This window comes from Candidatus Amarolinea dominans (assembly GCA_016719785.1).
In the GTDB taxonomy this organism is placed as follows: domain Bacteria; phylum Chloroflexota; class Anaerolineae; order SSC4; family Amarolineaceae; genus Amarolinea; species Amarolinea dominans.
Genome location: JADJYJ010000001.1, coordinates 287,211 through 310,122 on the forward strand (window position 1 = coordinate 287,211; position 22,912 = coordinate 310,122).

The following is a 22,912-nucleotide window of genomic DNA, read 5'->3' on the forward strand; positions in this document are numbered from 1 at the left end:
AGATCCACCGGCTTTCCATCGAGATACCAGACGCCGAAAATGCCGCACACGGGATTATTCGCTCCTCTGGACAATCAATAGGATCATGTCGTCACGGACTTGTGCCCGCTGGCCCGGCTCATGCGCAACATGCTCCGGACCTGCATTGGCGTGACAATGCGCAGTACGAAGGCAGCGGGGACAAACAAGGCAACTAAGACCAGCTTCACGAAAATACCCTCCCATAAGGTCCTAAACTGCAATTGGCTTCCAAGAACGATCAGTATAAAGGACAACCCAAAGACGCCCACGGCCGGACCGAAACGATAGGGAATCGGGTACAACTTTTGCGAGCGATAGAACAGATAAAGCGGTACGATGGCCTGAGATAGCAGCGTCGCAACAGCCGAGCCAACCTTACCCATGCGTGGCACGAGCAAAATGTTGAGAAGCACGTTTGCCATCGCTGCGACAACCACTGCTATCCCGGTAGGCGTCGTAACCTTGACAATGGCGAGGCCGACTCCGGCGATGTATCCCAGGCCAATGACCACGTAGCTGAATGCCAGGATACCCACGACCGGGCTGGCCCCGACGTATCGTTCAGTGGCAATCAGGCGAATCGCCTCGGGCGACAGCAACGCCAATCCCACGCTAATAGCCGACATCAGCCACGTGTAAGCCAGAAAGGTGCTGGCATAAACCGTGCGCGCATCGAGACGCTTATGGATGGACAGCGCAAAGGGTGCCCAGGCTTGTTGAAAAGCCCCAGTGGCCAGCGCGACCAGGGCCGCCACCGACATCCCTACCTGGTATAGTCCTACCTCAGCAGTGTTGGTGTAGTACTGCACGAAATAGCGATCGGCGAAGCTGACAACCCAATACGCCAATGCTGCCGGGATGAGAGGAAGTGCGTAACGCAGCATGGCGCGCAAACGCGTCCAGCGGAAGTAAGCCGGGCTTATCCAATCACGCAAAATCAGACCCGACACAATTGTGATGATAAACGCAGTGATGAGTTGCGCTCGATACACGCCCTCCAGTCCCCAGCGCAACATCACCACGAAGACAGCGGTGAGCAGGATGGTCAGCAGGCTTTGCCCCAGGGCAAAAGTCATTGTGGCCCACGGCCGGCGCTGCATGCGCAGCCAGTTGGTCACCACGCCGTTCAGAACAGACAACGGGAGTGCCAGGGCGGTCAAGCGAAAGTAGACGCTGGCCTCGCTGCGGCCTACGATTATCAAGCCCAGGCGATCTGAGACGGCAAAAATCGCTGCTGCAAACAGCACGGAAATGCCGATTTGACACCAGGCCCACGAAGCCAGGGTGGACTTGCGGTCGGCGGTATCCTCGGCGTCCCAGTACCAGCGGTGCGCCGAGTTGTCCAACGCCAGGACGACAAAGATCGCCACGACCGCCATCGTGGTGCTCACCAGGCTCATCACCCCGTAGTCCTCCGGCGAGAAGATGCGCGTGTAAAGCGGCACCAGAAGGATGCTCAGGAAACGGGAGATGATGCCGGATAAACCGTAAACCAAACTTTCACCGGCGAGCTGGCGGAGATATTTAAACATGGCGGCGTTTTTGCTCGATCAGTTCTTGATAGACGGTAACCAGCCACTGTGCGTATTTGTGCGCGTCATGATGCTCTTCGGCATAGACACGGCTGCGCTTACCAATCTCATAACGGAGCTGTGCGCTCTGCAACAATGGTTCCAACATCTGTGCCAAGTTATCTTGGTTTGCGTTGATAACGGGTATATCCATTGGCCAAAGCGGTACCGCTGACGGCTTGATATAACATACTACTGGCTTACCTAGCGCCATAGCCTCCGTCGCTGCTATCCCATAGCCGTTTCCATCCACAAACTGATCCAAGAATATGTCACATGTCTGTACCATCTCCAACGCTTGCGCACGGGGCACATTGTGGATCAAACGAAACTCAAAATCATACTGTGACTTGAGTGTTTCCACTGCAGCAAGGACGGCCGCAGTACCTTTCGCTACCTTGGCCGTTGGACTATGAGCCAGGATGGGATGCGGGTTATCCGGTGCCGGATAACGAGGCTGAAATTCTGACATGATGACTCGCCCGCGGCTCCAATAAACCTTGGCAAAGAGGCCAGGTTTAAGATACCGGCTGAACGGCTTTATCGCAAGACACGCACGCACCCCATGTTTGGCGAAGCACTCCTGACGAGTATAGGAAAGCGCGCGACTTTCAACTGAACGGTATTCATAATCCGGGCCGCGCCGGGCATAGTAAGGATTATCGCGTTCATCCTCTTCTGGAACGCGAATGTCCGAACCCCAAAACTCGACTATGCCAGGCTTGCCTAGCCAACGCGCCCATTTCAAATCCAAGGCTCTCGGCAAAGCAGGCAGGGCAAAATGCCAATGAATGACATCGCTGCGCCATATCTCGTAGAGAACCGAATAATCCCAGGCAGTCCGGCGAGTTATCCATTGCAAAGGCTTCTTGCGGGAGCCAAGCGAAAAGACTTGGATCCCCGTGGGACTCTGCACTATTGTACTGCCGAGCACCAAGCCACGGGCATCTACACCAACATCACGCAAGGCCCGCACCGTGATACTGATTTGAGAAGCGATATTCACAGGCAGATGAAGAACACGCATTGGGCTCAAGTCACTTGGCCTCTTGTGCAATCACATCGCCCAATGCGCCAGCAGATGCTTCTGCTCTGCCAGTTCACGGGCTGGAGAACCGAGGACAGTCGTACCGTCTGGCACGTCTTTAGTCACTAAAGATACTAAATCGACCACAGACATGCTATCACAACTTGCGCGTATGTAGCAAGTGCTCGAAATAGTACAACTATACCCATCGATATATGATACTACCCCACGTCCAACCGCTACCGATAGCCGCAAAAGCCAAAATATCGCCAGGCTTAAATTTGCCTTCTTCAAAAGATTCGTTCAAAACGATCGGTATGGTTCCCCCCGATGTGTTTGCGTAACGCTCCATACTCGTGCAAAACTTTGAGAATGGAACGCCAAGGAGTTGTGCGCTGTCCTGCAGGATTCGAATACTGGGTTGGTGGGGAATAATCCAATCAATATCATTGCACGTCAGCCCGACCTTTGATAGCGATTCAAGTATCGTTGCCGGTACCTTTTCAATCCCGTTTCTATAGACTTCTGCTCCATTCATCTCGAAATAGTGCTGCCCCATTTGAATAGTCTCTAGCGAAGCTGGTCGCTCGGAGCCTCCGCCTCTAACCGTGAACGCATCTTGTCCACGACCATCAGAGTGCAATGAATATGACAAAAAACCTTCATCGGGGCGGCCAGGGCCCAGAATTACCGCCCCAGCTCCATCCCCAAAAAACACACAATCTCGTCTAGTCCAGTCTGTAATCCGTGAAAAAGTATCTGCCCCTATAACCAATGCATAATCAACAACGCCTGTTGATACGAACTGCGCAGCTGTCGCCATGCCAAACAAAAAACCAGAGCAAACCGCAGCAATATCAAATGCAAACGAAGAGAAGAAGCCTAGTTTTCTCTGCACAATACACGCGGTTGACGGCGCAATGCGATCGGGCGTTGCCGTGGCAACGATAATTAGCCCAATGGACTCGGCGTTCCCACCCCACCGATCGATAGCTTGACGAGCCGCAGCAGCGCCCAAGTCTGACGTGCATTCACTAGAGAGGGCAATGCGACGTTCGCGAATGCCAAGTTTAGAATAAATCCATTCGTCACTCGTAGCAACTCTGGTTGCCAGATCGGCATTCGTAACGATTGTTGTCGGCACATACATGCCAGTGCTGAGAATTCTCGATGAACGCATGGTCAAGCGCCTCCGTTTACGCAAATGGCAATTATGGATTAAGAGTGTATCTATCTTCTAGCGGGATCTCGCCAACTATCTTTGCAGGCACACCGATAGCAATCACGAATGGTGGTAAACTCTTTGTTACAACAGCACCTGCTGCTACCAAAGTTTCTCGTCCAATTTCGATCTCAGGAAGCAAACGAGCACCAATACCAATTTTTGCACCAAATCGAATTACAGGGCCTGAATCAGCCACGCGATGGCTATCGTCCTTCCAGCGATGATCAGTGGGCACAACTGAATTATGCAAAGGCTTTGGGTTGTTTGCGGTAACGACACCTGGTCCAATGAACACCAGATCTTCAATGACCATGTTGCCGCCCAACTCACATAGAGAGTAGATCCTAGCTTGTTTACCAATATCAGTATAACCTTCGCACATAACATGGCTTCCAATGGTTGTGCCATCGCCAATAACGGTATTCTCACGCAATATCGTATAATTGCCGATCCAAATCTGGTTACCCAGGGCGCATGAACGATAAACAATCGCGCCAGTGCGAATTAGACAATCATTGCCTATCACAGTAGGATAATCTTGATAATACTGTTTGCGCCGCGTCATGCGAGCATAACCTATTTCAACATTGTTCTCGATTTGCGTTCCACTTCCTATTCTGGTCTCATCCCATACTGTTACATTGTCACCAATAACTACACTATCTTCAATCACAACATCTCGTCCAATCCGCACATTAAAACCAATAGAAACCTGGTTTCCAACTGAACTCCTATCACCTATTCGCACAAAATCATCTACTTTCAAGTCATGCCCGAGCATAACATCTTGCCCAAGACGAACTTCGTGATTGGCTTGCAACGGATTTAACGTGGTCATTTGCGCCTCGCTTTGAGTTGCCTACAAAAATAGGCCGCCATTGATAGAAATGATTTGCCCCGTTAGATAATCTGCGCCTGAGCCGCAAAGAAACTCGACGGTAGCAGCAACCTCTTGGCCCCGGCCCAATCGCTTCATTGGAATATTCATAGTAATTTGCTCTTGAACCTCTGCTGGTAGCTGCAGCATCATGCCTTCAGCAAAGTAGCCAAGTGCCAGGCAATTTACGGTTATCCCTGATTTGACCACTTCTTTAGACAAAGTCCGAGTAAGACCAAAAAGACCTGCTTTAGAAGCAGCATATGCAACTGTTCCAGGCACACCCAGCTGCGCAACTACCGAAGACAACAAAACGATCCGGCCCCAGCCCTGGCTACGCATCAAAGGCACAACATGCTTGCAACATAGAAATGCACCGGTCAAATTGACTGCAATAACTTTCTGCCAGGCGTCAAGCGACATCTTCCAAGTAATGGCGTCAATGGAGATGCCGGCCGCGCCTATCAGTATATCAATTCGACCAAATCGCTCCTGCGCTGATGCGACCATTGCCTGTACCGCTTTTTCATCTGAAACGTCAGCTTGTAGAACCGTCGTGTTGACATTCCACTGCGCTGACAGCTGTGAAGAAAGCTCAACAGTGTCCTCAAGACGGGAATAGTAATGAAGAACCACGTCTGCGCCATTGTGTGCCAGCTCATGGGCAATGTGGCGTCCTAATCCACTTGACGCTCCGGTAATCAATGCAACTTTTCCACGCAGCTCTTGGAACTCCATGTGCTTGCCTCTCTTAAGTTTTGTGCTGAGACGTTGGGAGTGATTATAATGCGCCGATAAGACTCGTTACACGTGTCTTGATGGACTGCACCAATTAACTAACCAACTGAGTGAGATCATCATATTTGCTATCAGAAGCGATCTCTTGTTTTGACATGCGTTTCAAACTAGTCGCCGCTTTCAGGCCGGCTGTATGCAACTCCACCACCGGACGCGGGCCTAACCAAGCCAAGGTATGAGCCATCCGGTGTGGTGTCAATTGAGATGCTGGATACACAAGTATCCCATTGCGTTGTAGTCCAGGCACGTCGATACAACCTGCAAATTGTATAATCACAGCGGACGGATTGATTTTTGCAATCATGTCAGCCGTCATGTCTCCATCCGGGCCAATGATCCAATCTGATCGAGTGTAGTCGGCTATAACAAGAGCATCAACGGCAGCTAAATCAATGTCCATCGTGTCTTTTAAGCTAGCTGTCATGGTAGCAGTTGCTCCTGCTTTCGTCAGCTGTCGCTCAATAACTCGGCCAAATTTGTCCGTACTTATCACTATGATTTTGCTTTTATGAATCTCGATTTGGACCTCGAACAACATTTTTAAACATAACCACCCGCTATAGTCAAAAACCTCCAACCCAGGAAAGTCTTCGTTGGTCGCCACTATTGGAATGCCACGAGCCCGACAGGCCTCAAGATCAACATCACCGGGGCGAAATTCCCAAGCTTCGCACATTAGCGACACAACCGCCGTCTGTCGCATCGCTGCGACAGCCTCAGCATCGATAGGGCGCACAAACCCCAAGTTAGTGACGATATCGGCCTCGGCAAACAAATCTGGCGTCCGCCGCGCGTGGATTTCCACCGCGTTGCTGACACCACACAAGATCTCGAACGCCCGCGTTTGAGCTATCACTTCATTAACGGTGGCAAAGGGTGAGTCACGTGTCACAGCGATGACGCGCTGCGCCCCAGCTAAGGCAGCGATGACTGGTGTCACAACATACGGTCCGCTGGCGGCTTCAGTCAGCACCGTTATATCTGTCAAGTTCAACTCGAAGAAAGAAATCGTGTCACGAATCAACTTAACCAAACGGACTGGATTGGCAAGCCCCGCCTTCCGCAGTAGCTCGACTGCTTCATCAGCAGCTTCCGCGTGGGGTTGAATCGCTATGCTCATGCCTTCATGGCCTGCGAGAGGGCGTGAACCACCTCCCGCTGCTCTTGCTCTGATAACCGTTCGTGCAACGGCAACGTCAGGGATCTCGCGAAGACCTGATCCGTCGCGGGGAAATCACCCACTCGATAGCCATAGCGGCTGCGGAAGTAAGTTGTGAGCGGCATATGCCAGGTGCCGATATTGGCCTCGATACCTTGACGCTTCAGATCCTGGATCAGGTCGCCTCGTCCCGCCGCCGCGTATTCAGGCAACAATGCTACGTAAGACTGGTAAACAGGTTGGCTGTCGGGACTCACGATCGGCGGCTGCAAGGACGTGTTGGCTAACAGCGCATCGTACCGAACAGCCAGGCGTCGTCGGGCTGCGATGATCCGATCCAGCTTTGCCATCTGGGTCACCCCCAGGGCAGCCTGAAATTCGGTGATTCGATAGTTGAAACCAGGCATGATGAAGTCGGCCGCTGGTGCATCGGGGGCTTGACCGTGATTTCGCAACGCACGCAGCTTGCGGGCCACCACAGGGTCATTGGTGGTAATCGCTCCGCCCTCGCCGGTGGTGACCGCCTTACGAGGATGGAAACTGAAGCAGCCCATGACGCCCCACAGGCCTGCCTGCTTGCCGTGCAGGGTGGCACCCAACGCACAGGCTGCATCCTCAATCACCGGCAGCCCATAGCGCTCCGCAAGCGCTATGATCGTGGGCATGTCGGCCAGTTGGCCGAAGGTGTGAACGGGCAGGATCGCCTTCACCCGGCGCGCGGTCTCAGGCGTTGCCATCATTCGGCGCAACGCATCATCCAGGCGAGCCGGATCCATATTGAATGTGTCCGGCTGGATGTCGATGAAGACCGGCTGTGCTCCGCACAACTCGATCACGTTCGCGGTGGCTGGCCAGGAATAGGTGGTGACAAGCACCAGATCCCCCGCACGGACATCCAAAGGCCAAGAGCGCGAGGTGCAATGCAGCCGTACAGTTACTGACGGCTACCGCGTGTTCGGCGCCGACATAGCGAGCCACGACTCCCTCAAACGTCGCGACGCGCGCCCCCTGAACCAGGAAGCCCGAAGCAACTGCCTCGCGCACTGCCAGCAAGTCATCTTCCTCAATGGAAGGAATGGTCAGCCGGATCATAGTCCCAGACTCCTGTAGTACTCGGCCGTGCGGCGAATGCCATCGTCCAGATCCACTTTCGCCTCGAATCCCAGCACATCGCGAGCCTTGCTCACCGATGGGATGCGTAATTCCACATCAGCGTAATCTTTGCGGGTAAAGACTATTGGCGAGCGCGACCCCAACACTCGGACCACCGCGTTTGCTAGACCATAAATGGTTACTACGGCCTTTTGATTGCCGATATTGAACGATTCACCAACCGCTTTGGGATGCTCCATGGCCAGCAACACGCTATCCGCCATATCATCCACATAACACCAGGCCCGAATCTGCGTGCCATCCCCATGGATTTCGATCGGCTCATCCTTCAGGGCGCGCTGGATGAAGATACGCAAAGCGCCTTCCCCTACCTGTCCTGGTCCATAGACGTTGAAGGGACGCACCACAACAGTTGGCAACTGCTTCTCGTGGAAGTAGGCGATAGCTAGGTGTTCTTCGGCTAGTTTGCTCACTGCATAGGTCCACCGGGCCTCGCCTACTTTGCCCATCACCGCGTTGTCCGTCTCAGATGAGCGGAAAGCCTGCTGCCCGAAAACCTCGCTGGTCGAGAAGCACACGACTCGCTCGCAATGCGGCAGCCGCATGGCCGCTTCCAGGACGTTGGCCGAGCCAACCATGTTGACCCGCATCGTCGTCACAGGGCTTATAATCACGGTGTCAATGCCCGCAATCGCGGCGCAGTGAACGACAATGTCTGCGCCGGTCATTGCTTGACACAACCTCTCGAAGTCAAGCACGTCACCCCGAATCAGCGTCAGATTGGGGTGGTCATGGTATGGTTTAGCCGCCAGCGAGTTGCGGGTCAGATTGTCATATGCCACAATCTGGTTGTTTTCAACTAAGCGGCCGATCAGGGTGGAGCCGATGAACCCGGCGCCCCCGGTGATAAAGATCGTCTTTCCAGAGATATTCATTGAGGCACCTGCATGAAGGAAGATAGAATCGGCACCGTTACCCAGGACGGCTCGCGGCCACCCGAATGACGTGCCAAGCGGAAACGCGTACTCAGACCAATAGCGCGATAGATTGATGACACCCGATCCGGAATTTGCGTGACATACTCCGATGATTGATTAGCATCCAACTCGCCATTCTCCCAAATAAACCAACGAGGCGCCACCAACAATGAGCGCATTTGATCAAAGTAGCGACACAAGCTGGTTTGCCAGACAGGCGAACGAGCCGCAATTGGATCCGCTGAAAAAAGCGTCAATTCCTCTAAAGGATTGGAGTAAACTAAGGCCGATACCCGCTTGTCAACAACAGTCGTGACAAGAGCGGCAACGCCTCCATAGGAGATACCATAGGCAGTAACCCTGGCTGGGTCCACATTTGGTAATCCCAGCAGGTAATCTACACCGCTCATATACAGCGGCGCCAAGTAATTCCAAATCGTACGCCGACCAGCAGACTTTGCCTCGATGACAGCAGCCCAGGGGTCAACCAACCCACTATTCACATAGGGTACGAATATTATATAACCGGCCCGTGCTAACTGATCGGCATACGCGTTTAGGTAGGGCTGTAACTCCGCTTCGAGACCAAACGGCCGATTGAGGCCGTAGTTCCCATCGAAGCTCAACACGGCGGGCATTTTTTCTGGCCCATTGATAGGTGTAGCCAAATAGCCGCCCAACTCCATATCCGGAAAACGTCCCTTGAAGCGCACCCATTCCAACGTGTAATCCGTGTTGCGCAAGACCGTCCTTCGCTCGATGACAGAGATCGGTTGCTGTGGTAACAGTTCGCCGGCTAATGATGCGACGACCTGTTGTCGCAAAGGCTCGACAGACTGGAGAAATGCGTCTACAGAACTGATATTGTAGGTGGGAACCACTGTCGGGCAAGGGCCAAGCTGTGCTAGATATGTGGCGATCTCTGCTCGCTGCGCGTCGTAAGCTTGCTGTGGATAGGGCCAATTGGCTGGCGGCGGCGGCGCGGCCACCTGGGTCGGCAGTGGCCTGCCTGCATACTGGAAGACCTGCCCCAACCACTGGATTGGAACCTGGACCGCCGCTGCTGTTTGCGTGTCGCTTTTCTTTCGTTGAACCAAAGAGTAGCGCCCAGGCTTTGATGCACCTGCGCAATTCGGTCATGAACTGACTGCGATACAAATACTGACTGACGAGCAAAACGCGGATCAGCGGGCGAGTAGGAGGACAACAGTGGCCGTGGCGCGATCAATGCAGCAAGCTCGGCCTGGCCAAAAGAGCAACCAAGTAAGCTGACCGCAGACCCATAGCTCACTTGGTCAGGGTTTGCATACAGAGCCTTTTGATCCAGGAGCGGATCCAACCAGATCGTGGCTGCAATGCGGTCATCCAGCGCGGATGTAACTCCCGCGAGGGTCGCCCCTTCCGCCCAACCCATCAACGCGATTTTGTCATGCGCTACCTGGGGCTGAGCCTGGAGAAAATCCACCGCGGCCATCACCTGGGGTACCAGCAGGCCGAAGGCATCCCCTTTACCTTTTGCGTTCAGCAGCGCGCCCCAGCGTGCAATCTCGTGCCAGGGGAAGAAAGGCCAGGTACTTGCCGCAGCGATGTCATCGCTGATCGAGGGGGCAAACACTGTGTAACCCGACTCCGCAAACGCAATTCCCGCGGTGCTCATCGGAGATGCCTCTGGATATCCCACAAACGACTCATCCCCTGGCAACCGCCAGCCAAAAAGTGTGTGTGGTGGCACACCGGCGCCGTGTAACAGAATGATGGCGGGCGTGGGATCGCTGGTACCCTGCGGTGTAGCAAGGAAACCGGTCACGGATACCCCTGGCAGACGGCCAGCAAACTGCACCCATTCGATGGAATAACGGTCACTCATAAAGAGCATCCGACGATTGACTATCTTGCCATTGGGCGCCTGGGGCATCGCCCCGGTACGGGCAACCAACTGCTCACGTAGCGCCTGCACGGAATGCTGGTAGTTGAGCGGTGAGGTGAAGTCCGGGTTCCACTTTGGCTGTGGACACTCGATCTGGGCAAGATAATTCCTCACCTGGTAATCCAACGCCGAGAGGTCTGTCCTGGAGGGCTGCCATTCAGGGATAGGCAGAGGCGTCGGCGTGACGACCTGGACTGGTGGCTGCGTGGGGAGCGGCGTGCGCGTTGGAATTGGTGTAAAGGTTGGGGGCGCCACCCAGGCTGTCGGGATTGGTTTGGCTAAGATCGCGTTACGCCGAATAAGACCGAAATCACCGACTGTGATCTCAATGAGCAGGAATAAGGCTGCCAGTCCGCCAAGAGGTATAGCCAATTTGATCCAACCGGACGCCTCGAAATATCTCTGCCCAAGTGATTGTCGTCTGGTTTGTTGGTTCCATGGGTCTGGTGTCATCGGCGGGGCACCAATTGTACAAGCTTCTGCACAATTTGGTCTGCTGCAAGCTCCGGCGGAGGCATCGAGGGCCGAACTACCGGGAGACCATACTCACCAATGGCACGAAGAATGCGTTCCTTATCGGCACCGACAAGGATGTTGAAACCGGCCTTCACCGTCTCAATCCACTCGGTCTCATCCCTCATTGTGATGCATGGCACACCGAGCCAGTACGCTTCTTTTGAATCCCGCCAGAGTCAGTCAAAATCAGGCTCGCCTGTTGTTGAAGAGCGAGCATGTCGAGGTACCCCACTGGCTCGATTAAACGAACCCCACCCCGTCCAACGTGTGTGATCGTGATGCCGTACTCTTGGATTTTCTGGCGAGTCCGTGGATGAACAGGAAAAATGATGGTCTCCCGACTTTGTGAAAACGCTTCAAGGATGCTGCGCAAATTGCTTTCGTTGTCAGTGTTATGGGGGCGATGCACGGTTGCTAACAGATACCGTTTCGGTTCCAACCCTAAATCCCGTAAGATAGTTGAGCCTTGGCGGGCAATCTCGGCGAACTGCAATACGGCATCGTGCATGGGATCGCCCACCAGATGCACTCCCCGTGTGATCCCTTCCCTCGCTAGGTTATCCACAGCGGTTTGCGTCGGACAGAAAAGTAGATCAGCGCAATGATCCGTTAACACCCGATTGTGCTCTTCGGGCATCTCCCGGTTGAGGGAGCGCAGCCCGGCCTCCACGTGCGCCAGCGGAATGCGTAACTTACAAGCCGCCAGTGCGCCGGCCAGCGTCGAATTGGTATCGCCGTAGACCAACACCCAATCCGGCTTCCCCTGCTCCATCACCTCTTCCAGCCGGATCAACATCTCGCCGGTCTGCCGGCCGTGCGAGCCGGAGCCTGCTTCCAGGTTGTAGTCCGGTTCGGGTATTTCCAGCTCTCGGAAGAACACTGCCGACATGTTGTCGTCGTAGTGTTGGCCGGTATGCACCAGGATTTCGGTGTGTCCGGCCGCGCGCAGCGCCTTGCTCACCGGCGCGGCCTTGATGAACTGCGGCCGCGCGCCGACTACAGTCAGTACCTTCAAGATGAAACCTTCCGAGACAATTCGAATGAAACAACAGCGTCCACAACCGCGGTGAGCATGACGTCAGTCAATTCGGGGTAGATCGGCAGCGCTAGCGTTTCGGCCGCCGCCCGTTCGCTGGCCGGAAAGTCGCCTGTCCGGTAGCCCAGATCAGCGAAACATTCCTGCACGTGCATTGACACGGGATAATAGATCTCCGTGCCGATCTGCCGCGCCTTCAGGTGCGCCATCAGCGCATCCCGCCGCGCGCTGCGGATGACGAACTGATTGTAGATGTGCCGGCCGTACCCGGCATCGTAAGGCAGGCTGACTCCTGCCTCCTGACTCCTGCCCTCTGACTCCTGCCCCTTGACTCCTGACGCCTCGCCATCATCCGTCGTTCGTCCTCCGTCGTCCGTCAATCCCGCTTCGGTAAACAACTTGCGATAGATCACAGCGTTGCGCTGGCGCCCTTCGGTCCAACTGTCCAGGTATTGCAGCTTCACCCGCAGCACCGCGGCCTGCAGCGCATCCAGCCGGAAGTTCCCTCCCACTATCTTATGATAATACTTTGGCTTGGCGCCGTGGCCGCGCAGCAGACGCACCTTCTCGGCCAGTTGGGGATCGTTCGTGGTCACCATCCCCCGTCGCCGCACCCACCCAGGTTCTTCGAGGGAAAGAAGCTGAAACAGCCCAGGTGACCGATGGAACCTGCCCTGCGGCCTTTGTACTCGGAACCGATAGCCTGCGCGGCATCCTCGATGACATACAAGTTGTGGCGCTGGGCGACCGCCATAATCGGGTCCATGTCCGCCATCTGACCGAAGAGATGTACGGGCATGATGGCCTTCGTGCGCGGCGTAATCGCTGCCTCGATGCCGGCCGGGTCAATATTGTAGGTCAGCGGGTCAATATCCACAAACACCGGCTTCGCACCCAGGCGGACGATGGATCCGGCTGTGGCAAAGAAAGTGTACGGCGTCGTGATCACCTCGTCGCCTGGCTTGATCCCGATCGCCATCAGGCTGACCAGCAACGCATCGGTGCCCGACGACACCCCGACGCCGTACTGGCACTGCGAATAGGCCGCCACTTCCCTTTCCAGCGCCTCGACCTCTGGCCCCAGGATGAAATACTGTGATTCCAGCACCCGATCTATCGCGACCCGTACCTCGTCCTTGATCGTTGCGTATTGGGCTTGGAGGTCGAGCAGGGGGACGGGAAGTGTTTGTTGAGTGGTCATTCTCTCTCCGTTGGACGCTAAGGTTGACAAATCGTTAGGGTAGTGGCCGATCGTCCGACCAATCCAGGCATCGCAACGCGCCCGGTTCAACCTCCTTGTAGCGCCAGCCGCTCTCCGGGCAGGCCATCATACCATCGGCGTCCGGTTTCGGCAAGCGGTACCCATGGCGGCTCATCCATCCCTGCCGGCGCGCCGGCACCCCCAGCATCAACGCGTAATCGGGCACGTCCCCCCGCACCACCGCGCCCGCGCCGATGAACGCGTAGCGCCCGATCGTTGCGCCGCACACAATAGTTGCGTTGGCGCCAATCGTGGCGCCGCGTCGCACCAACGTGCGTTGATACTGGCTGTGGCGGAGAATCTGCGAACGGGGATTGATGACGTTCGTGAACACGCACGAGGGGCCGCAGAACACGTCGTCTTCCAACTCAACGCCGGTGTAGAGCGAGACGTTGTTCTGAATCTTGACGTTGTTACCAATCACCACATCGTTAGCCACAAGCACGTTTTGCCCCAGGATGCAACGCTCACCGATCCTGGCCCCGGCCATGACATGACAAAAATGCCAGATCTTGGTTCCGGCGCCGATCTCGCACGGCTCGTCCACATAGGCGCTTGGATGAACAAAGTAGGGTTTGTCAGACACAGTCAAATGACTCCTCGTTGATCGTTTGTTTGCACCCTCGCTTATGCGAACGCCTCAATTGCCAGACTGACCGGCTCGCCATTGGTCACCAGGGAACGTTGAGCCGCCTGGAGCACCTTCAACACTCGCACCCCGCTCAGCCCGTCCGTCAACGGCGCCCGCCGGGTGACGATCGCGTCCAGGAATGCCTGACACTCCAAACGCAACGGCTCATCAGCCGGATAGGGCACTTCATGTCCATCACCTTTGACCGGAACAGGCTCGCCGTTGAGAATGTCCACATGTTGGTCGTAAAGCACCAGCTTCTTAGCGACATCGTCAAAACTTGCCATCTTGCGCGATCCGACCACTACAAGCCTCTGCTCTTTGAAGGGGTGGAGCCATGAAACGAAGATGTGCGCCCGCACCCCATTATCGAACAGCAAGTTGGTGATCGTCACGTCGGCGATATTGGGCTGGACGTAGCTGCCGCCGCATGCGACTACCTCGAATGGCATGTCGCCCATCAGCCGCAAAATGATCGCGATGTCATGCGGCGCGAAGCTCCAAAGGATATTCTCTTCACGGCGGATCTTGCCCAAGCTCAGGCGGTTGGAGTAGATGTAGCGTACCTTGCCCAGCTCGCCGTCCTGCACCAACTCCAGCATGCGTACTATTGCTGGGTGGTATTCCAACACATGGCCCACCATGAAGATGCGTCTCTGTCGCTCCGCCAGTCGCACCAGTTCAACGCCTTGCTCATAGGTCAGCGCCAGTGGCTTCTCCACCAACACATCCTTGTTTGCCTCCAAGGCTTGCCGAACCACTTCGTAATGCGTCTCGGCCGGCGTTGCAATGACCACCCCAGCTATGTCCGTATCCCAAACCTGGAGCGGATCGGAGAGCACAGGGATATCAGACACCAGCTTTTTTGCATTTTGGCGTCCAGCCTCAGTCACGTCACAAACAAGGCTCAATGCGCCCAGTTGTGCAAAGTTGCGCACCAGGTTCTTGCCCCAGTAGCCGCAGCCAATCACTGCGATGTTTGCTTCCGAGTTACGCATTCGGCTGATTCTCCCACAAGACCGCCATTGCCCACGGTGTGCCGCGTATCCACAATCAATCGCACCTGTCGGTAGATCGCCGGCCAATCGTAACTCGAATGATCGGTGACGATCACTGCGCAGTCCGCCGCAGTCAACGCCGTGTCCAGGTCGGGCTCGCCGGCCATCGCGAAGCCGTTATACCGGATGATCGGCACGTAGGGATCATGGTAATGCACATCGGCGCCCCGCTGCCGCAGCAGCTCGATCACGTCCAGCGCCGGCGACTCGCGCACGTCGTCAATGTCCTTCTTATACGCCACCCCCAGCACCAGCACATTGCTGCCCTTGAGCGGCTTGCCGGCCTCGTTCAGCGCATCCACCACCTTCGCCACCCAGTAGCGCGGCATGTCGCTGTTGATCTCGCCGGCCAACTGGATGAAGCGGGCGTTGTAGTTCAGCGTCTTCATCTTCCACGACAGATAGAACGGATCCAGCGGGATGCAGTGCCCGCCCACCCCCGGCCCCGGCGTGAACTTCATGAAACCGTAGGGCTTGGTCGCGGCCGCCTCGATCACTTCCCAGGGATCCAGCCCCAGCTTGTCGCACATCACCGCGATCTCGTTCACCAGCGCGATGTTCACCGCCCGGAAGGTGTTCTCCAGCAGCTTCACCATCTCCGCCGCCTGGGTGGACGACACCGGCACGATCCGCTCGATGAACCGCGGTTTGATCATGAATCTTGGAAAGAAGTTGGTCCTTCATCGAGTGACTTTTGTGTCATGCTCCAGCACAGCGAGTAACCGACTCACCGTAATCGTCGCAATTCCCCGTATCTCCAGTTGCCCCTGCAACTCCAGGTCACGTCACATCCTCATCGCGGCTGACCACGTGGGTCGCTCCGCCAGCCACCGCCGTCTCCAACACCCAATCGTCGTCAGGATCGCGACACAGGTGCAACATGCCTGAAACCGGAACCAACCGGGCCACAGCGGCCACACCGCGCACGTAGGCTTCAGCGTCATCCACCGTGGTCTGGCGCACCTTCATAATCCGCGGGCGGCGCAGTACTTCCAACAACTCCTCCAAGAGCGGCAAAGAACTGACGACCGTGAAACGTCCGGCTCTCCCAGCGCCAATCAAGCGCCGGGAAACCGTGCGGCGTCAGAAACGCCGACACCCAAATATTCGTGTCAACGACTGCGCTGACGGCCACGGTGTTCCTGGCGGACTTCGGCTCTAGCAGCCGTGATTTCGGCTTCGATCTCCGCCGGCGTGTAACTGCTTGGACGGCTATGAACCTCCGCCAAGAGATCGGATAGCGCAGACCAATTGGTCTGCCGGCGCGCTTCATCATTAGACTCAATCGCCCGCAGTCGCCGATATTCTTCGAAAGAAATCAGCACCGCCAATGGCTGACCTTCGCGCTCCAGGATGAGCGGACGCTGCAGGTCGGCCACGGCGCTGCCGTAAGCCACACTTGCTTCTGCGATCCGGTTTGCGTCTGTCATCAGTTCACTCCCCGAACACGCTATACCACCGACGCTGGCACGCAGATGATCGCCGACGGCATATCCTGCACATACGACTCGCCGCGGTTCAACGCGGCCACCTTGCGGCCGTCCACTTCGATGCCGACGACGGGGAAGCCCTGCTCGGCGAAGGCCACGGCCAGCGGCAGTCCCACGTAGCCCAGGCCGATGACGGCCACAACCGCGGTGTGATCATGAATCTTGGAAAGCAGTTGGTCTTTCATCGAGTGACTCTGTATCATCCTTCGGCCACGAATGGGTTTTTTGCCACGAATTTCACTAATTTTCACGAAGGGTTTTGATTCGTGGTAATTCGTGTCATTCGTGGCAGAGATTGGTTTTTTTGCCACGAATTTCACTAATTTTCACGAAGGGTTTCGATTCGTGGTCTGACGCTGCGTCAGGCGATCTCGGCGGTCAGCTCCAGGGGTTGCTCCGCGACCGGTGATACCGGGGTGTGCTTATGCACGCGCCAGATAGTGATCTCGGTGTCATCGAATGGCTTGTTACGCCAACGAAGGCTCATGTTTACCCGTATCGAGGCCAGGGGGTGCTGAAACTTCAAGCTCGCCCACGCTGGTTCAACGAACGACTTCTCAGGCGCTTCGATCCAACCGTGATCCCTCATGATGCGTCGAAACCAGGAGACTGTTTCTTCAAGTGACAGCGTCACCTTGAACATTCCGCTCAAGGCGTCATAGGTGGCGTCTGAACGGAAGGTGAAGCGCCATTCCGGATAGACAATCAGTTCGTGATTCTTGCCAAAACCGATAAGCGCTGTGTTTGGCGGCAAGGGAACATCGCTTGCCCAATCCTCGAATTCGAGACGCAACGAGACACCATCGTCATTGCGAGTGATTTGGCGAATACCGGTCAAAATACCCATGCGGCAATTCCCAAAGTTTCCATCAGCGCCCGAAGCAGAGTAACCGTCTCTGAAGTGACGCCATAACCCTGCATGCTACGCGCGACAACTTCTATCTCGCGCAACGCATCGAGGAAATTCTCAATCTGCGATGCATTCAACCTTTGCTTCTGCAAAATCTCTTCCAGCGACATGCCGGGATTCTTCTTGACGATCTGGCCGAGGAAGTTGTTGATCTCCTTGACCCAGTAGTTGACTTCTTCGGCCGTGTACGACCTTTTCTCGATCTTGCGTCGGTACTTGTCGTCATCCCCCGGCGGCTCGAAGCCCGGGAAGCCGCCGACACTGGCTCCGCCCAGCATCTTCGAGAGATGGCTGGCGGTCTGCCGCAGCAGTCCTTCCGTGCCCGGCGCCAGCGACGCCTGCGCAACGCTCGCCGGCGCCGATGCGGTCAGCTCCACAAGCAGCGTGTTGGACATTGCCATCAGACCAACGAGGGCTATCCCCACGACGACAAGCCACACCAGCGCGGGATTGAGCCGCGACGCTTCACGATCGAGAGAGTGATTCATGGATTTCTTTCTCTGCCACGAGTTTTTACGAATTGTTTTCCTGTTCGTGGTAATTCGTGGCATTCGTGGCAGAGATTGGGGTTTTCTTGCCACGAATTTCACTAATTTTCACGAAGGGTTTCGTGGTAGCGCACGTCCGCGCCTTTGTGGCGCAGCAGCTCGATGATGTCCAACGCCGGCGACTCGCGCACATCATCGCCGAGGGCCGATGGTTGATGGCTGATGGCCCTCCATCGTTCGTCGTTCGTCGTTCGTCAGCGCTGCCAGCCGCTCCGACGGAATATCCTGCACATACGACTCGCCGCGCTGAACCGCGGCCACCTTGCGGCCGTCCACTTCGATGCCGACGACGGGAAAGCCCTTCTCAGCGAAGGCCACGGCCAGCGGCAGTCCCACGTAGCCCAGGCCGATGACGGCCACGACCGTGGTGTGATCATGAATCTTGGAAAGAAGTTGGTCTTTCAAACCGTTATCTTTCTTCTCAGTAGACTTCATCGTGTGTGCCCAAAGCGAGAAGATGGATCGCGTTCTCCTCAGAGCTGGGATCGGCTACGAATTCAAAGAGAATACGATTGTCGTAGTCAACCGTGCATGCCCATGCTCCTGCCAGGCTACCCTTCAGCTTATGGCTGTGTAGCGAGGGATGGAATGGATCATCGGCAAGCTGGCGAAGGGTGATCCCGACCAACTGGTGTAGCTGAGGATTCTGGCGGATCGTTCGGCGCAACGTTCGAGTGAAATGCGGACTCCAGATCAGCGCTCTCACTCGTCCAACTCCTCCAACTCCTTCAGCAGATCTTCGGGAGTGCCTCGACGCACATTGCCGATCCGATAGGCTTCACGCGCTTCTGCGATCACGGTCGTGAGCTCGGCGCGACGATGCTGAATCAGTCGGCGCTTCACGATATCGACCAGCAACAGTTGGTCATCAACCGGCAGTCTTTCCACACCCTCAATTGCTTTCTGGAAAACGGATGAACCGATCGCTGTCTGCACACTCATTTGAGTACTTCCTTTCCGCCTGCTCCCAGTCCCCTGACCTCCGCCAGCCTGGCCGATGGAATATCCTGCACATACGACTCGCCGCGCTGAACCGCGGCCACCTTGCGGCCGTCCACTTCGATGCCGACGACGGGAAAGCCCTTCTCAGCGAAGGCCACGGCCAGCGGCAGGCCCACGTAGCCCAGGCCGATGACGGCGACAACCGCGGTGTGATCATGAATCTTGGTGAGCAATTGGTCTTTCATCGAGTGCTCTGGTACCATTCAATCGTCCGCCGCAGCCCGTCTTCAAAAGGGGTCGTCGCCTCAAACCCGAACACCATCTTCGCCCGGCTGGTATCCAGCTTCCGTCGCGGCTGGCCGTTCGGCTTCGTCGTATCCCAAACGATTCTACCATGAAATCCGCACAGGCGTGCAATCGTCTCGGTCAGGTCCTTGATGCTGATCTCGAACGCACTGCCCAGGTTCACCGGCAGGCTGTCGTTGTAGCGCTCCGCCGCCAGCAGGATCCCTTCGGCCGCGTCTGCCACGTACAAAAACTCCCGCGTCGGCGAGCCGTCGCCCCAGGCCACGATCTCCGGATCGCCCCGTTCCACCGCCTCGACGCATTTGTCGAAGATCCTCTTCAGAGAGCGAATCAGCGCCGGGATCACGTACGAGGTCTGCAGATCGAAGCCTGTCCTCAACCTTGTTGCTCCAGAAATTCGGCAAAGGCCAACATTTCGCCGCGCACCTGGGCCAAAGTCTCGGGCAGGTCTAGCACTAACTTCTCGATCTTGGTCGTCTCGAAATTGTACGCATACACATGACGCACCACGTGACGAAACCCTCGATAGCCATCCAGGCGATGATAAGTACTCTGGGAGATGACTGCCGGTCGTAGGCCGGACGTCTCAACGCTCATCTGGCGCAAGAGGACCTGGTGCCAGTTTTCGCCCTTTGGCTTTGCAGCATCAATGGTGGTAGCGATCAACTCGAAGATGCGCTCCAGTCCGCTGTAAAAGCCATGCAGGTTGAGCGCGACACCATCGAGATAGTAGTCATCCGCATTTCTCAGCGCACGTCCCCAGCCCTCCGTCACGCGCCCGGCGACTCGATCCAGTTCTGCAAGCTCATCTCGGATTCGCGTTGCCAGACGGAGCAGTCGTTCACTCACAACTCGATGCCCTCGCGCTCCACGGCTGCACGTAATGAGGGCCGGCAAGCATCAGGATCAACCAGGTCAACCCGGAAGATTGGACTGAGGCCAGTGATCGCCGCCACGGCGCCATAGAAACGTGCGGCCGGTATCCCCCAGGCAGCCAGGTCAATATCAGACCAGGGCGTGAACCAGTCGTCATGGATCAGGGAGCCGAAGACGGCCACTTTGACCGCGCCGTATTGATCCCGCAGCAGCTTGGCGGCTTGCCGTGCGACGCGCCAGGCTTGTTGACGACGACGTTCCGCGCGCCTCAACTGATCAGGGCCATGACCTTCAACCGCTTGACCTGGCCGATACGATCGCCACTGTTCGGGAGAGAGGTCAAGAGCTGTTTGTGCCATTATCGAGACCTCCGATACCATTCAATCGTTTGCCGCAGCCCCGTCTCGAACGGCGTGGTTGCCTCAAACCCGAACATCGCCTTCGCCCGGCTGGTGTCCAGTTTCCGCCGCGGTTGACCGTTGGGCTTCGTCGTGTCCCAAACGATTCTACCATGAAATCCGCACAGGCGTGCAATTGTCTCCGTCAGGTCCTTGATGCTGATCTCGAAGGCGCTGCCCAAATTCACCGGCAGGCTGTCGTTGTAACGCTCCGCCGCCAATAGGATCCCCTCGGCTGCATCTTCCACGTACAGGAACTCCCGCGTCGGCGAGCCATCGCCCCAGGCCACGATCTCCGGATCACCCCGCGCCACCGCCTCGACGCATTTCTTGATCAGCGCGGGGATCACATGCGAGCTGTCGGGATTGAAGTTGTCGCGCGGGCCATAGAGGTTCACCGGCAACAGAAAGATGCTGTTGAAACCGTACTGCTGGCGATAGGCTTGCGACTGCACCAGCAACATCTTCTTGGCCAGGCCATACGGTGCGTTGGTCTCTTCGGGGTACCCGTTCCACAAATCCTCTTCACGAAACGGCACCGGCGTGAACTTGGGATAAGCGCACACCGTGCCCAGCGCCACGAACTTGCTCACGCCGGCCTTCCACGCTTCGTGCAGCAACGGCGCGCCCATCATCAGGTTATCGTAGAAGAACTCGGCCGGATGCGCCCGGTTGGCGCCGATGCCGCCCACCCGCGCCGCAAGGTGCAGGATGATGTCCGGCCGCGCGTCCGCCAGCAAGCGCCGGATCGCGGTCAGGTCGCGCAGATCGTAATCCTCGATGCGCGGCACGAAGACCTCTCCAGCGCCGCGGGCCTGCAGCTTCTTGGCGATGACCGATCCCAGGAAGCCCGCGCCGCCGGTCACGACGACCGCTGGTTGCGCCAGAAGGTATTGCTGTCGGGCCAGGGTAGGGTTGCAGGTTCGCCATAGATGGTTGGCTGTTGGTTGCTCATGGCTGCGATGCCTTACGCCGCATCTCCATTCGGTCGAAATCCACGATCGCTCCTACCTCCAACAGGAAATCAAAGCCCAAGATTGCGTCAAACTCGTAACCATAGTCAGTATTGCCGGCTTGTATTACGAAGTTCGCCACGTGCAATTCCCCAACCGTAAGCGCATCCACATGAAATTCAACGACGCTTTCTCCACCCGCACCGATTCCTGTCATCTCGCGAATGCGTGCATTGGGTGGTGGTTGAATACCCTTTTCACGCAACCTATCAAACGGAAATAGTGTTCCGGCCGATCCTGTGTCCAATAGCACCTTGTCAAATCTCAGACTGACCCCACCATCATTGAGTGTGGCAGTTATCATGGGCAAGTTGTCAGCGATTCGTATCTTCATCACTTGCCCCTGATTCCGACCCAATACTGGAGCTTAATTTCTATTTTGTCATTGCTCGTGTGATAGACATACAGTCGTTGTGTTGGCGCTTTTTTGTGTAATGCGTTGTAATGCTCCCAAGCCTCGTAAAAATCAGTGTAGGCGTGAATAGGGGCCAACTCGTCAACAATGCGACGCCGATCTTCAGTTACATGTGATTCCACTGCCGCAAAGAGCAACCACTTGTCCGGGAACTGCTCACGGACTTCTTGCCATTTCATTTGATCCTCCAAACGCCGTAACCCACCCTCGAACGATGTTCTCGCTTCGAAGCCAAACCGCTCCCGCGCCCCTCGTAGCCTTTGGTCAGGAGGAACGTCGAAGCATGTCCTGAGTTGAGCCGAAGGGGGCCGCGTCCGGGTCGGTCTCGCCGGCCATCTCGAAGCCGTTGTGTTGGATGGTCGGCACGTAGGGATCGTGGTAGTGCATATCGGCACCCTTCTGGCGCAGCAGCTCGATCACGTCCAACGCCGGCGACTCGCGCACATCATCGCCGAGGGCCGATGGTTGATGGCTGATGGCTGATGGCCCTCCATCGTTCGTCGTTCGTCGTTCGTCAGCGCTGCCAGCCGCTCCGATGGAATATCCTGCACATACGACTCGCCGCGCTGAACCGCGGCCACCTTGCGGCCGTCCACTTCGATGCCGACGACGGGAAAACCCCTTCTCGGCGAAGGCCACGGCCAGCGGCAGGCCCACGTAGCCCAGGCCGATGACGGCGACGGTGGCGCTGTGATCGTGGATTTTGGTGAGAAGTTGATGTTTCATTCGAGTTACCATGCGGACGAAGCTTTCAGTCAACGTCCGCCAGTCACGACGACGCGCTGGTCACGCCAGAAGGTATTGCTATCGGGCCAGC

At 56.3% G+C, this 22,912-nt stretch carries 29 protein-coding genes and 3 pseudogenes; all 32 read right to left on the reverse strand.

Translation table 11 applies throughout. The annotated features are described in order from the left end of the window. Positions 1–83: 83 nt before the first annotated feature. Positions 84–1,553 carry an oligosaccharide flippase family protein gene (locus IPM84_01355; GenBank protein MBK9091431.1) on the reverse strand — a complete coding sequence of 490 codons (1,470 nt, stop codon included), beginning with the start codon at positions 1,551–1,553 and terminating at the stop codon, positions 84–86. Then, positions 1,546–2,628 (reverse strand): glycosyltransferase, encoded by a 1,083-nt coding sequence (locus tag IPM84_01360; GenBank protein ID MBK9091432.1) that lies wholly within the window; start codon positions 2,626–2,628, stop codon positions 1,546–1,548. Before IPM84_01360 ends, IPM84_01355 begins: the two co-directional genes overlap by 8 nt. Positions 2,629–2,818: 190 nt before the next feature. Then, positions 2,819–3,799 carry a ketoacyl-ACP synthase III gene (locus tag IPM84_01365; GenBank protein MBK9091433.1) on the reverse strand — a complete coding sequence of 327 codons (981 nt, stop codon included), beginning with the start codon at positions 3,797–3,799 and terminating at the stop codon, positions 2,819–2,821. A gap of 31 nt (positions 3,800–3,830) precedes the next feature. Then, a complete protein-coding gene (locus IPM84_01370; GenBank protein ID MBK9091434.1) occupies positions 3,831–4,682 on the reverse strand; it encodes a hypothetical protein in 852 nt (283 codons plus the stop codon). Between the two features lie 21 nt (positions 4,683–4,703). Next, on the reverse strand, positions 4,704–5,459 hold the full coding sequence (gene fabG, locus IPM84_01375) for a 3-oxoacyl-ACP reductase FabG (protein MBK9091435.1): 756 nt from the start codon (positions 5,457–5,459) through the stop codon (positions 4,704–4,706). A 94-nt stretch (positions 5,460–5,553) separates the two neighbouring features. Then, on the reverse strand, positions 5,554–6,639 hold the full coding sequence (locus IPM84_01380) for a hypothetical protein (protein MBK9091436.1): 1,086 nt from the start codon (positions 6,637–6,639) through the stop codon (positions 5,554–5,556). Beyond that, entirely contained in the window at positions 6,636–7,553 is a 918-nt protein-coding gene (locus tag IPM84_01385) for a DegT/DnrJ/EryC1/StrS family aminotransferase (protein MBK9091437.1), read from the reverse strand. Before IPM84_01385 ends, IPM84_01380 begins: the two co-directional genes overlap by 4 nt. 213 nt (positions 7,554–7,766) lie before the next feature. Next, positions 7,767–8,726 (reverse strand): NAD-dependent epimerase/dehydratase family protein, encoded by a 960-nt coding sequence (locus IPM84_01390; protein MBK9091438.1) that lies wholly within the window; start codon positions 8,724–8,726, stop codon positions 7,767–7,769. After that, the gene (locus IPM84_01395; GenBank protein ID MBK9091439.1) at positions 8,723–9,511 is read right to left on the reverse strand and encodes a dienelactone hydrolase family protein; all 789 of its coding nucleotides are present in this window, start codon (positions 9,509–9,511) and stop codon (positions 8,723–8,725) included. Before IPM84_01395 ends, IPM84_01390 begins: the two co-directional genes overlap by 4 nt. Before the next feature lie 161 nt (positions 9,512–9,672). Continuing rightward, on the reverse strand, positions 9,673–11,148 hold the full coding sequence (locus IPM84_01400) for a dienelactone hydrolase family protein (GenBank protein MBK9091440.1): 1,476 nt from the start codon (positions 11,146–11,148) through the stop codon (positions 9,673–9,675). After that, positions 11,145–12,226: pseudogene (gene wecB, locus IPM84_01405) on the reverse strand (UDP-N-acetylglucosamine 2-epimerase (non-hydrolyzing)). The gene IPM84_01400 and the pseudogene wecB overlap by 4 nt, the downstream one beginning before the upstream one ends. Then, positions 12,223–13,448 (reverse strand): annotated as a pseudogene (locus IPM84_01410) (DegT/DnrJ/EryC1/StrS family aminotransferase). The pseudogenes wecB and IPM84_01410 overlap by 4 nt, the downstream one beginning before the upstream one ends. Before the next feature lie 34 nt (positions 13,449–13,482). Beyond that, positions 13,483–14,094, reverse strand: a complete 612-nt coding sequence (locus IPM84_01415; protein MBK9091441.1) for an N-acetyltransferase — start codon at positions 14,092–14,094, stop codon at positions 13,483–13,485. A 41-nt stretch (positions 14,095–14,135) separates the two neighbouring features. Then, entirely contained in the window at positions 14,136–15,137 is a 1,002-nt protein-coding gene (locus tag IPM84_01420) for a Gfo/Idh/MocA family oxidoreductase (protein ID MBK9091442.1), read from the reverse strand. Then, positions 15,107–15,853, reverse strand: coding sequence for a nucleotide sugar dehydrogenase (locus IPM84_01425; protein ID MBK9091443.1), 747 nt, complete (start codon positions 15,851–15,853; stop codon positions 15,107–15,109). The genes IPM84_01420 and IPM84_01425 overlap by 31 nt, the downstream gene beginning before the upstream one ends. Positions 15,854–15,977: 124 nt before the next feature. Beyond that, complete coding sequence (locus IPM84_01430; GenBank protein ID MBK9091444.1) at positions 15,978–16,259, reverse strand: putative toxin-antitoxin system toxin component, PIN family; 282 nt, start codon at positions 16,257–16,259, stop codon at positions 15,978–15,980. A 50-nt stretch (positions 16,260–16,309) separates the two neighbouring features. After that, entirely contained in the window at positions 16,310–16,627 is a 318-nt protein-coding gene (locus tag IPM84_01435; protein ID MBK9091445.1) for a hypothetical protein, read from the reverse strand. Between the two features lie 20 nt (positions 16,628–16,647). Next, positions 16,648–16,872, reverse strand: coding sequence for a hypothetical protein (locus IPM84_01440; protein MBK9091446.1), 225 nt, complete (start codon positions 16,870–16,872; stop codon positions 16,648–16,650). 176 nt (positions 16,873–17,048) lie between these two features. Next, a complete protein-coding gene (locus IPM84_01445) occupies positions 17,049–17,534 on the reverse strand; it encodes a hypothetical protein (GenBank protein MBK9091447.1) in 486 nt (161 codons plus the stop codon). After that, entirely contained in the window at positions 17,522–18,085 is a 564-nt protein-coding gene (locus tag IPM84_01450) for a hypothetical protein (GenBank protein MBK9091448.1), read from the reverse strand. The genes IPM84_01445 and IPM84_01450 overlap by 13 nt, the downstream gene beginning before the upstream one ends. 192 nt (positions 18,086–18,277) lie before the next feature. Next, on the reverse strand, positions 18,278–18,580 hold the full coding sequence (locus IPM84_01455) for a hypothetical protein (GenBank protein MBK9091449.1): 303 nt from the start codon (positions 18,578–18,580) through the stop codon (positions 18,278–18,280). Further along, complete coding sequence (locus IPM84_01460) at positions 18,567–18,851, reverse strand: type II toxin-antitoxin system mRNA interferase toxin, RelE/StbE family (protein MBK9091450.1); 285 nt, start codon at positions 18,849–18,851, stop codon at positions 18,567–18,569. The genes IPM84_01455 and IPM84_01460 overlap by 14 nt, the downstream gene beginning before the upstream one ends. Then, positions 18,848–19,087 (reverse strand): hypothetical protein, encoded by a 240-nt coding sequence (locus IPM84_01465; protein ID MBK9091451.1) that lies wholly within the window; start codon positions 19,085–19,087, stop codon positions 18,848–18,850. The genes IPM84_01460 and IPM84_01465 overlap by 4 nt, the downstream gene beginning before the upstream one ends. After that, positions 19,084–19,332, reverse strand: a complete 249-nt coding sequence (locus tag IPM84_01470; protein ID MBK9091452.1) for a hypothetical protein — start codon at positions 19,330–19,332, stop codon at positions 19,084–19,086. The genes IPM84_01465 and IPM84_01470 overlap by 4 nt, the downstream gene beginning before the upstream one ends. After that, a complete protein-coding gene (locus tag IPM84_01475) occupies positions 19,329–19,790 on the reverse strand; it encodes an NAD-dependent epimerase/dehydratase family protein (GenBank protein MBK9091453.1) in 462 nt (153 codons plus the stop codon). The genes IPM84_01470 and IPM84_01475 overlap by 4 nt, the downstream gene beginning before the upstream one ends. Continuing rightward, positions 19,769–20,242 (reverse strand): hypothetical protein, encoded by a 474-nt coding sequence (locus IPM84_01480; protein ID MBK9091454.1) that lies wholly within the window; start codon positions 20,240–20,242, stop codon positions 19,769–19,771. Before IPM84_01480 ends, IPM84_01475 begins: the two co-directional genes overlap by 22 nt. Next, entirely contained in the window at positions 20,239–20,628 is a 390-nt protein-coding gene (locus IPM84_01485) for a nucleotidyltransferase domain-containing protein (GenBank protein ID MBK9091455.1), read from the reverse strand. Before IPM84_01485 ends, IPM84_01480 begins: the two co-directional genes overlap by 4 nt. Then, the gene (locus IPM84_01490) at positions 20,628–21,554 is read right to left on the reverse strand and encodes a GDP-L-fucose synthase (GenBank protein ID MBK9091456.1); all 927 of its coding nucleotides are present in this window, start codon (positions 21,552–21,554) and stop codon (positions 20,628–20,630) included. Before IPM84_01490 ends, IPM84_01485 begins: the two co-directional genes overlap by 1 nt. 64 nt (positions 21,555–21,618) lie before the next feature. Then, positions 21,619–22,014: a retropepsin-like domain-containing protein gene (locus IPM84_01495; GenBank protein ID MBK9091457.1), complete on the reverse strand. Its 396-nt coding sequence runs from the start codon at positions 22,012–22,014 to the stop codon at positions 21,619–21,621. Continuing rightward, positions 22,014–22,274: a hypothetical protein gene (locus IPM84_01500; protein ID MBK9091458.1), complete on the reverse strand. Its 261-nt coding sequence runs from the start codon at positions 22,272–22,274 to the stop codon at positions 22,014–22,016. The genes IPM84_01495 and IPM84_01500 overlap by 1 nt, the downstream gene beginning before the upstream one ends. 85 nt (positions 22,275–22,359) lie before the next feature. Beyond that, the gene (locus IPM84_01505) at positions 22,360–22,539 is read right to left on the reverse strand and encodes a hypothetical protein (protein ID MBK9091459.1); all 180 of its coding nucleotides are present in this window, start codon (positions 22,537–22,539) and stop codon (positions 22,360–22,362) included. Further along, positions 22,512–22,821 (reverse strand): annotated as a pseudogene (locus IPM84_01510) (hypothetical protein). The gene IPM84_01505 and the pseudogene IPM84_01510 overlap by 28 nt, the downstream one beginning before the upstream one ends. Positions 22,822–22,912 lie beyond the last annotated feature (91 nt).

What these genes read in the sequence shown, in the direction of transcription:
- IPM84_01445 (MBK9091447.1), bottom strand. Translation starts at nt 17,534, where the DNA reads ATGGGTATTTTGACCGGTATTCGCCAAATCACTCGCAATGACGATGGT.
- IPM84_01380 (MBK9091436.1), bottom strand. Translation starts at nt 6,639, where the DNA reads ATGAGCATAGCGATTCAACCCCACGCGGAAGCTGCTGATGAAGCAGTC.
- IPM84_01365 (MBK9091433.1), bottom strand. Translation starts at nt 3,799, where the DNA reads ATGCGTTCATCGAGAATTCTCAGCACTGGCATGTATGTGCCGACAACA.
- IPM84_01370 (MBK9091434.1), bottom strand. Translation starts at nt 4,682, where the DNA reads ATGACCACGTTAAATCCGTTGCAAGCCAATCACGAAGTTCGTCTTGGG.
- IPM84_01500 (MBK9091458.1), bottom strand. Translation starts at nt 22,274, where the DNA reads ATGAAATGGCAAGAAGTCCGTGAGCAGTTCCCGGACAAGTGGTTGCTC.
- IPM84_01400 (MBK9091440.1), bottom strand. Translation starts at nt 11,148, where the DNA reads ATGACACCAGACCCATGGAACCAACAAACCAGACGACAATCACTTGGG.
- IPM84_01465 (MBK9091451.1), bottom strand. Translation starts at nt 19,087, where the DNA reads ATGAGTGTGCAGACAGCGATCGGTTCATCCGTTTTCCAGAAAGCAATT.
- IPM84_01440 (MBK9091446.1), bottom strand. Translation starts at nt 16,872, where the DNA reads ATGAAAGACCAACTGCTTTCCAAGATTCATGATCACACCGCGGTTGTG.
- IPM84_01435 (MBK9091445.1), bottom strand. Translation starts at nt 16,627, where the DNA reads ATGACAGACGCAAACCGGATCGCAGAAGCAAGTGTGGCTTACGGCAGC.
- IPM84_01470 (MBK9091452.1), bottom strand. Translation starts at nt 19,332, where the DNA reads ATGAAAGACCAATTGCTCACCAAGATTCATGATCACACCGCGGTTGTC.
- fabG (MBK9091435.1), bottom strand. Translation starts at nt 5,459, where the DNA reads ATGGAGTTCCAAGAGCTGCGTGGAAAAGTTGCATTGATTACCGGAGCG.
- IPM84_01355 (MBK9091431.1), bottom strand. Translation starts at nt 1,553, where the DNA reads ATGTTTAAATATCTCCGCCAGCTCGCCGGTGAAAGTTTGGTTTACGGT.
- IPM84_01455 (MBK9091449.1), bottom strand. Translation starts at nt 18,580, where the DNA reads ATGAAGTCTACTGAGAAGAAAGATAACGGTTTGAAAGACCAACTTCTT.
- IPM84_01450 (MBK9091448.1), bottom strand. Translation starts at nt 18,085, where the DNA reads ATGAATCACTCTCTCGATCGTGAAGCGTCGCGGCTCAATCCCGCGCTG.
- IPM84_01495 (MBK9091457.1), bottom strand. Translation starts at nt 22,014, where the DNA reads ATGAAGATACGAATCGCTGACAACTTGCCCATGATAACTGCCACACTC.
- IPM84_01390 (MBK9091438.1), bottom strand. Translation starts at nt 8,726, where the DNA reads ATGAATATCTCTGGAAAGACGATCTTTATCACCGGGGGCGCCGGGTTC.
- IPM84_01420 (MBK9091442.1), bottom strand. Translation starts at nt 15,137, where the DNA reads ATGCGTAACTCGGAAGCAAACATCGCAGTGATTGGCTGCGGCTACTGG.
- IPM84_01485 (MBK9091455.1), bottom strand. Translation starts at nt 20,628, where the DNA reads ATGGCACAAACAGCTCTTGACCTCTCTCCCGAACAGTGGCGATCGTAT.
- IPM84_01425 (MBK9091443.1), bottom strand. Translation starts at nt 15,853, where the DNA reads ATGATCAAACCGCGGTTCATCGAGCGGATCGTGCCGGTGTCGTCCACC.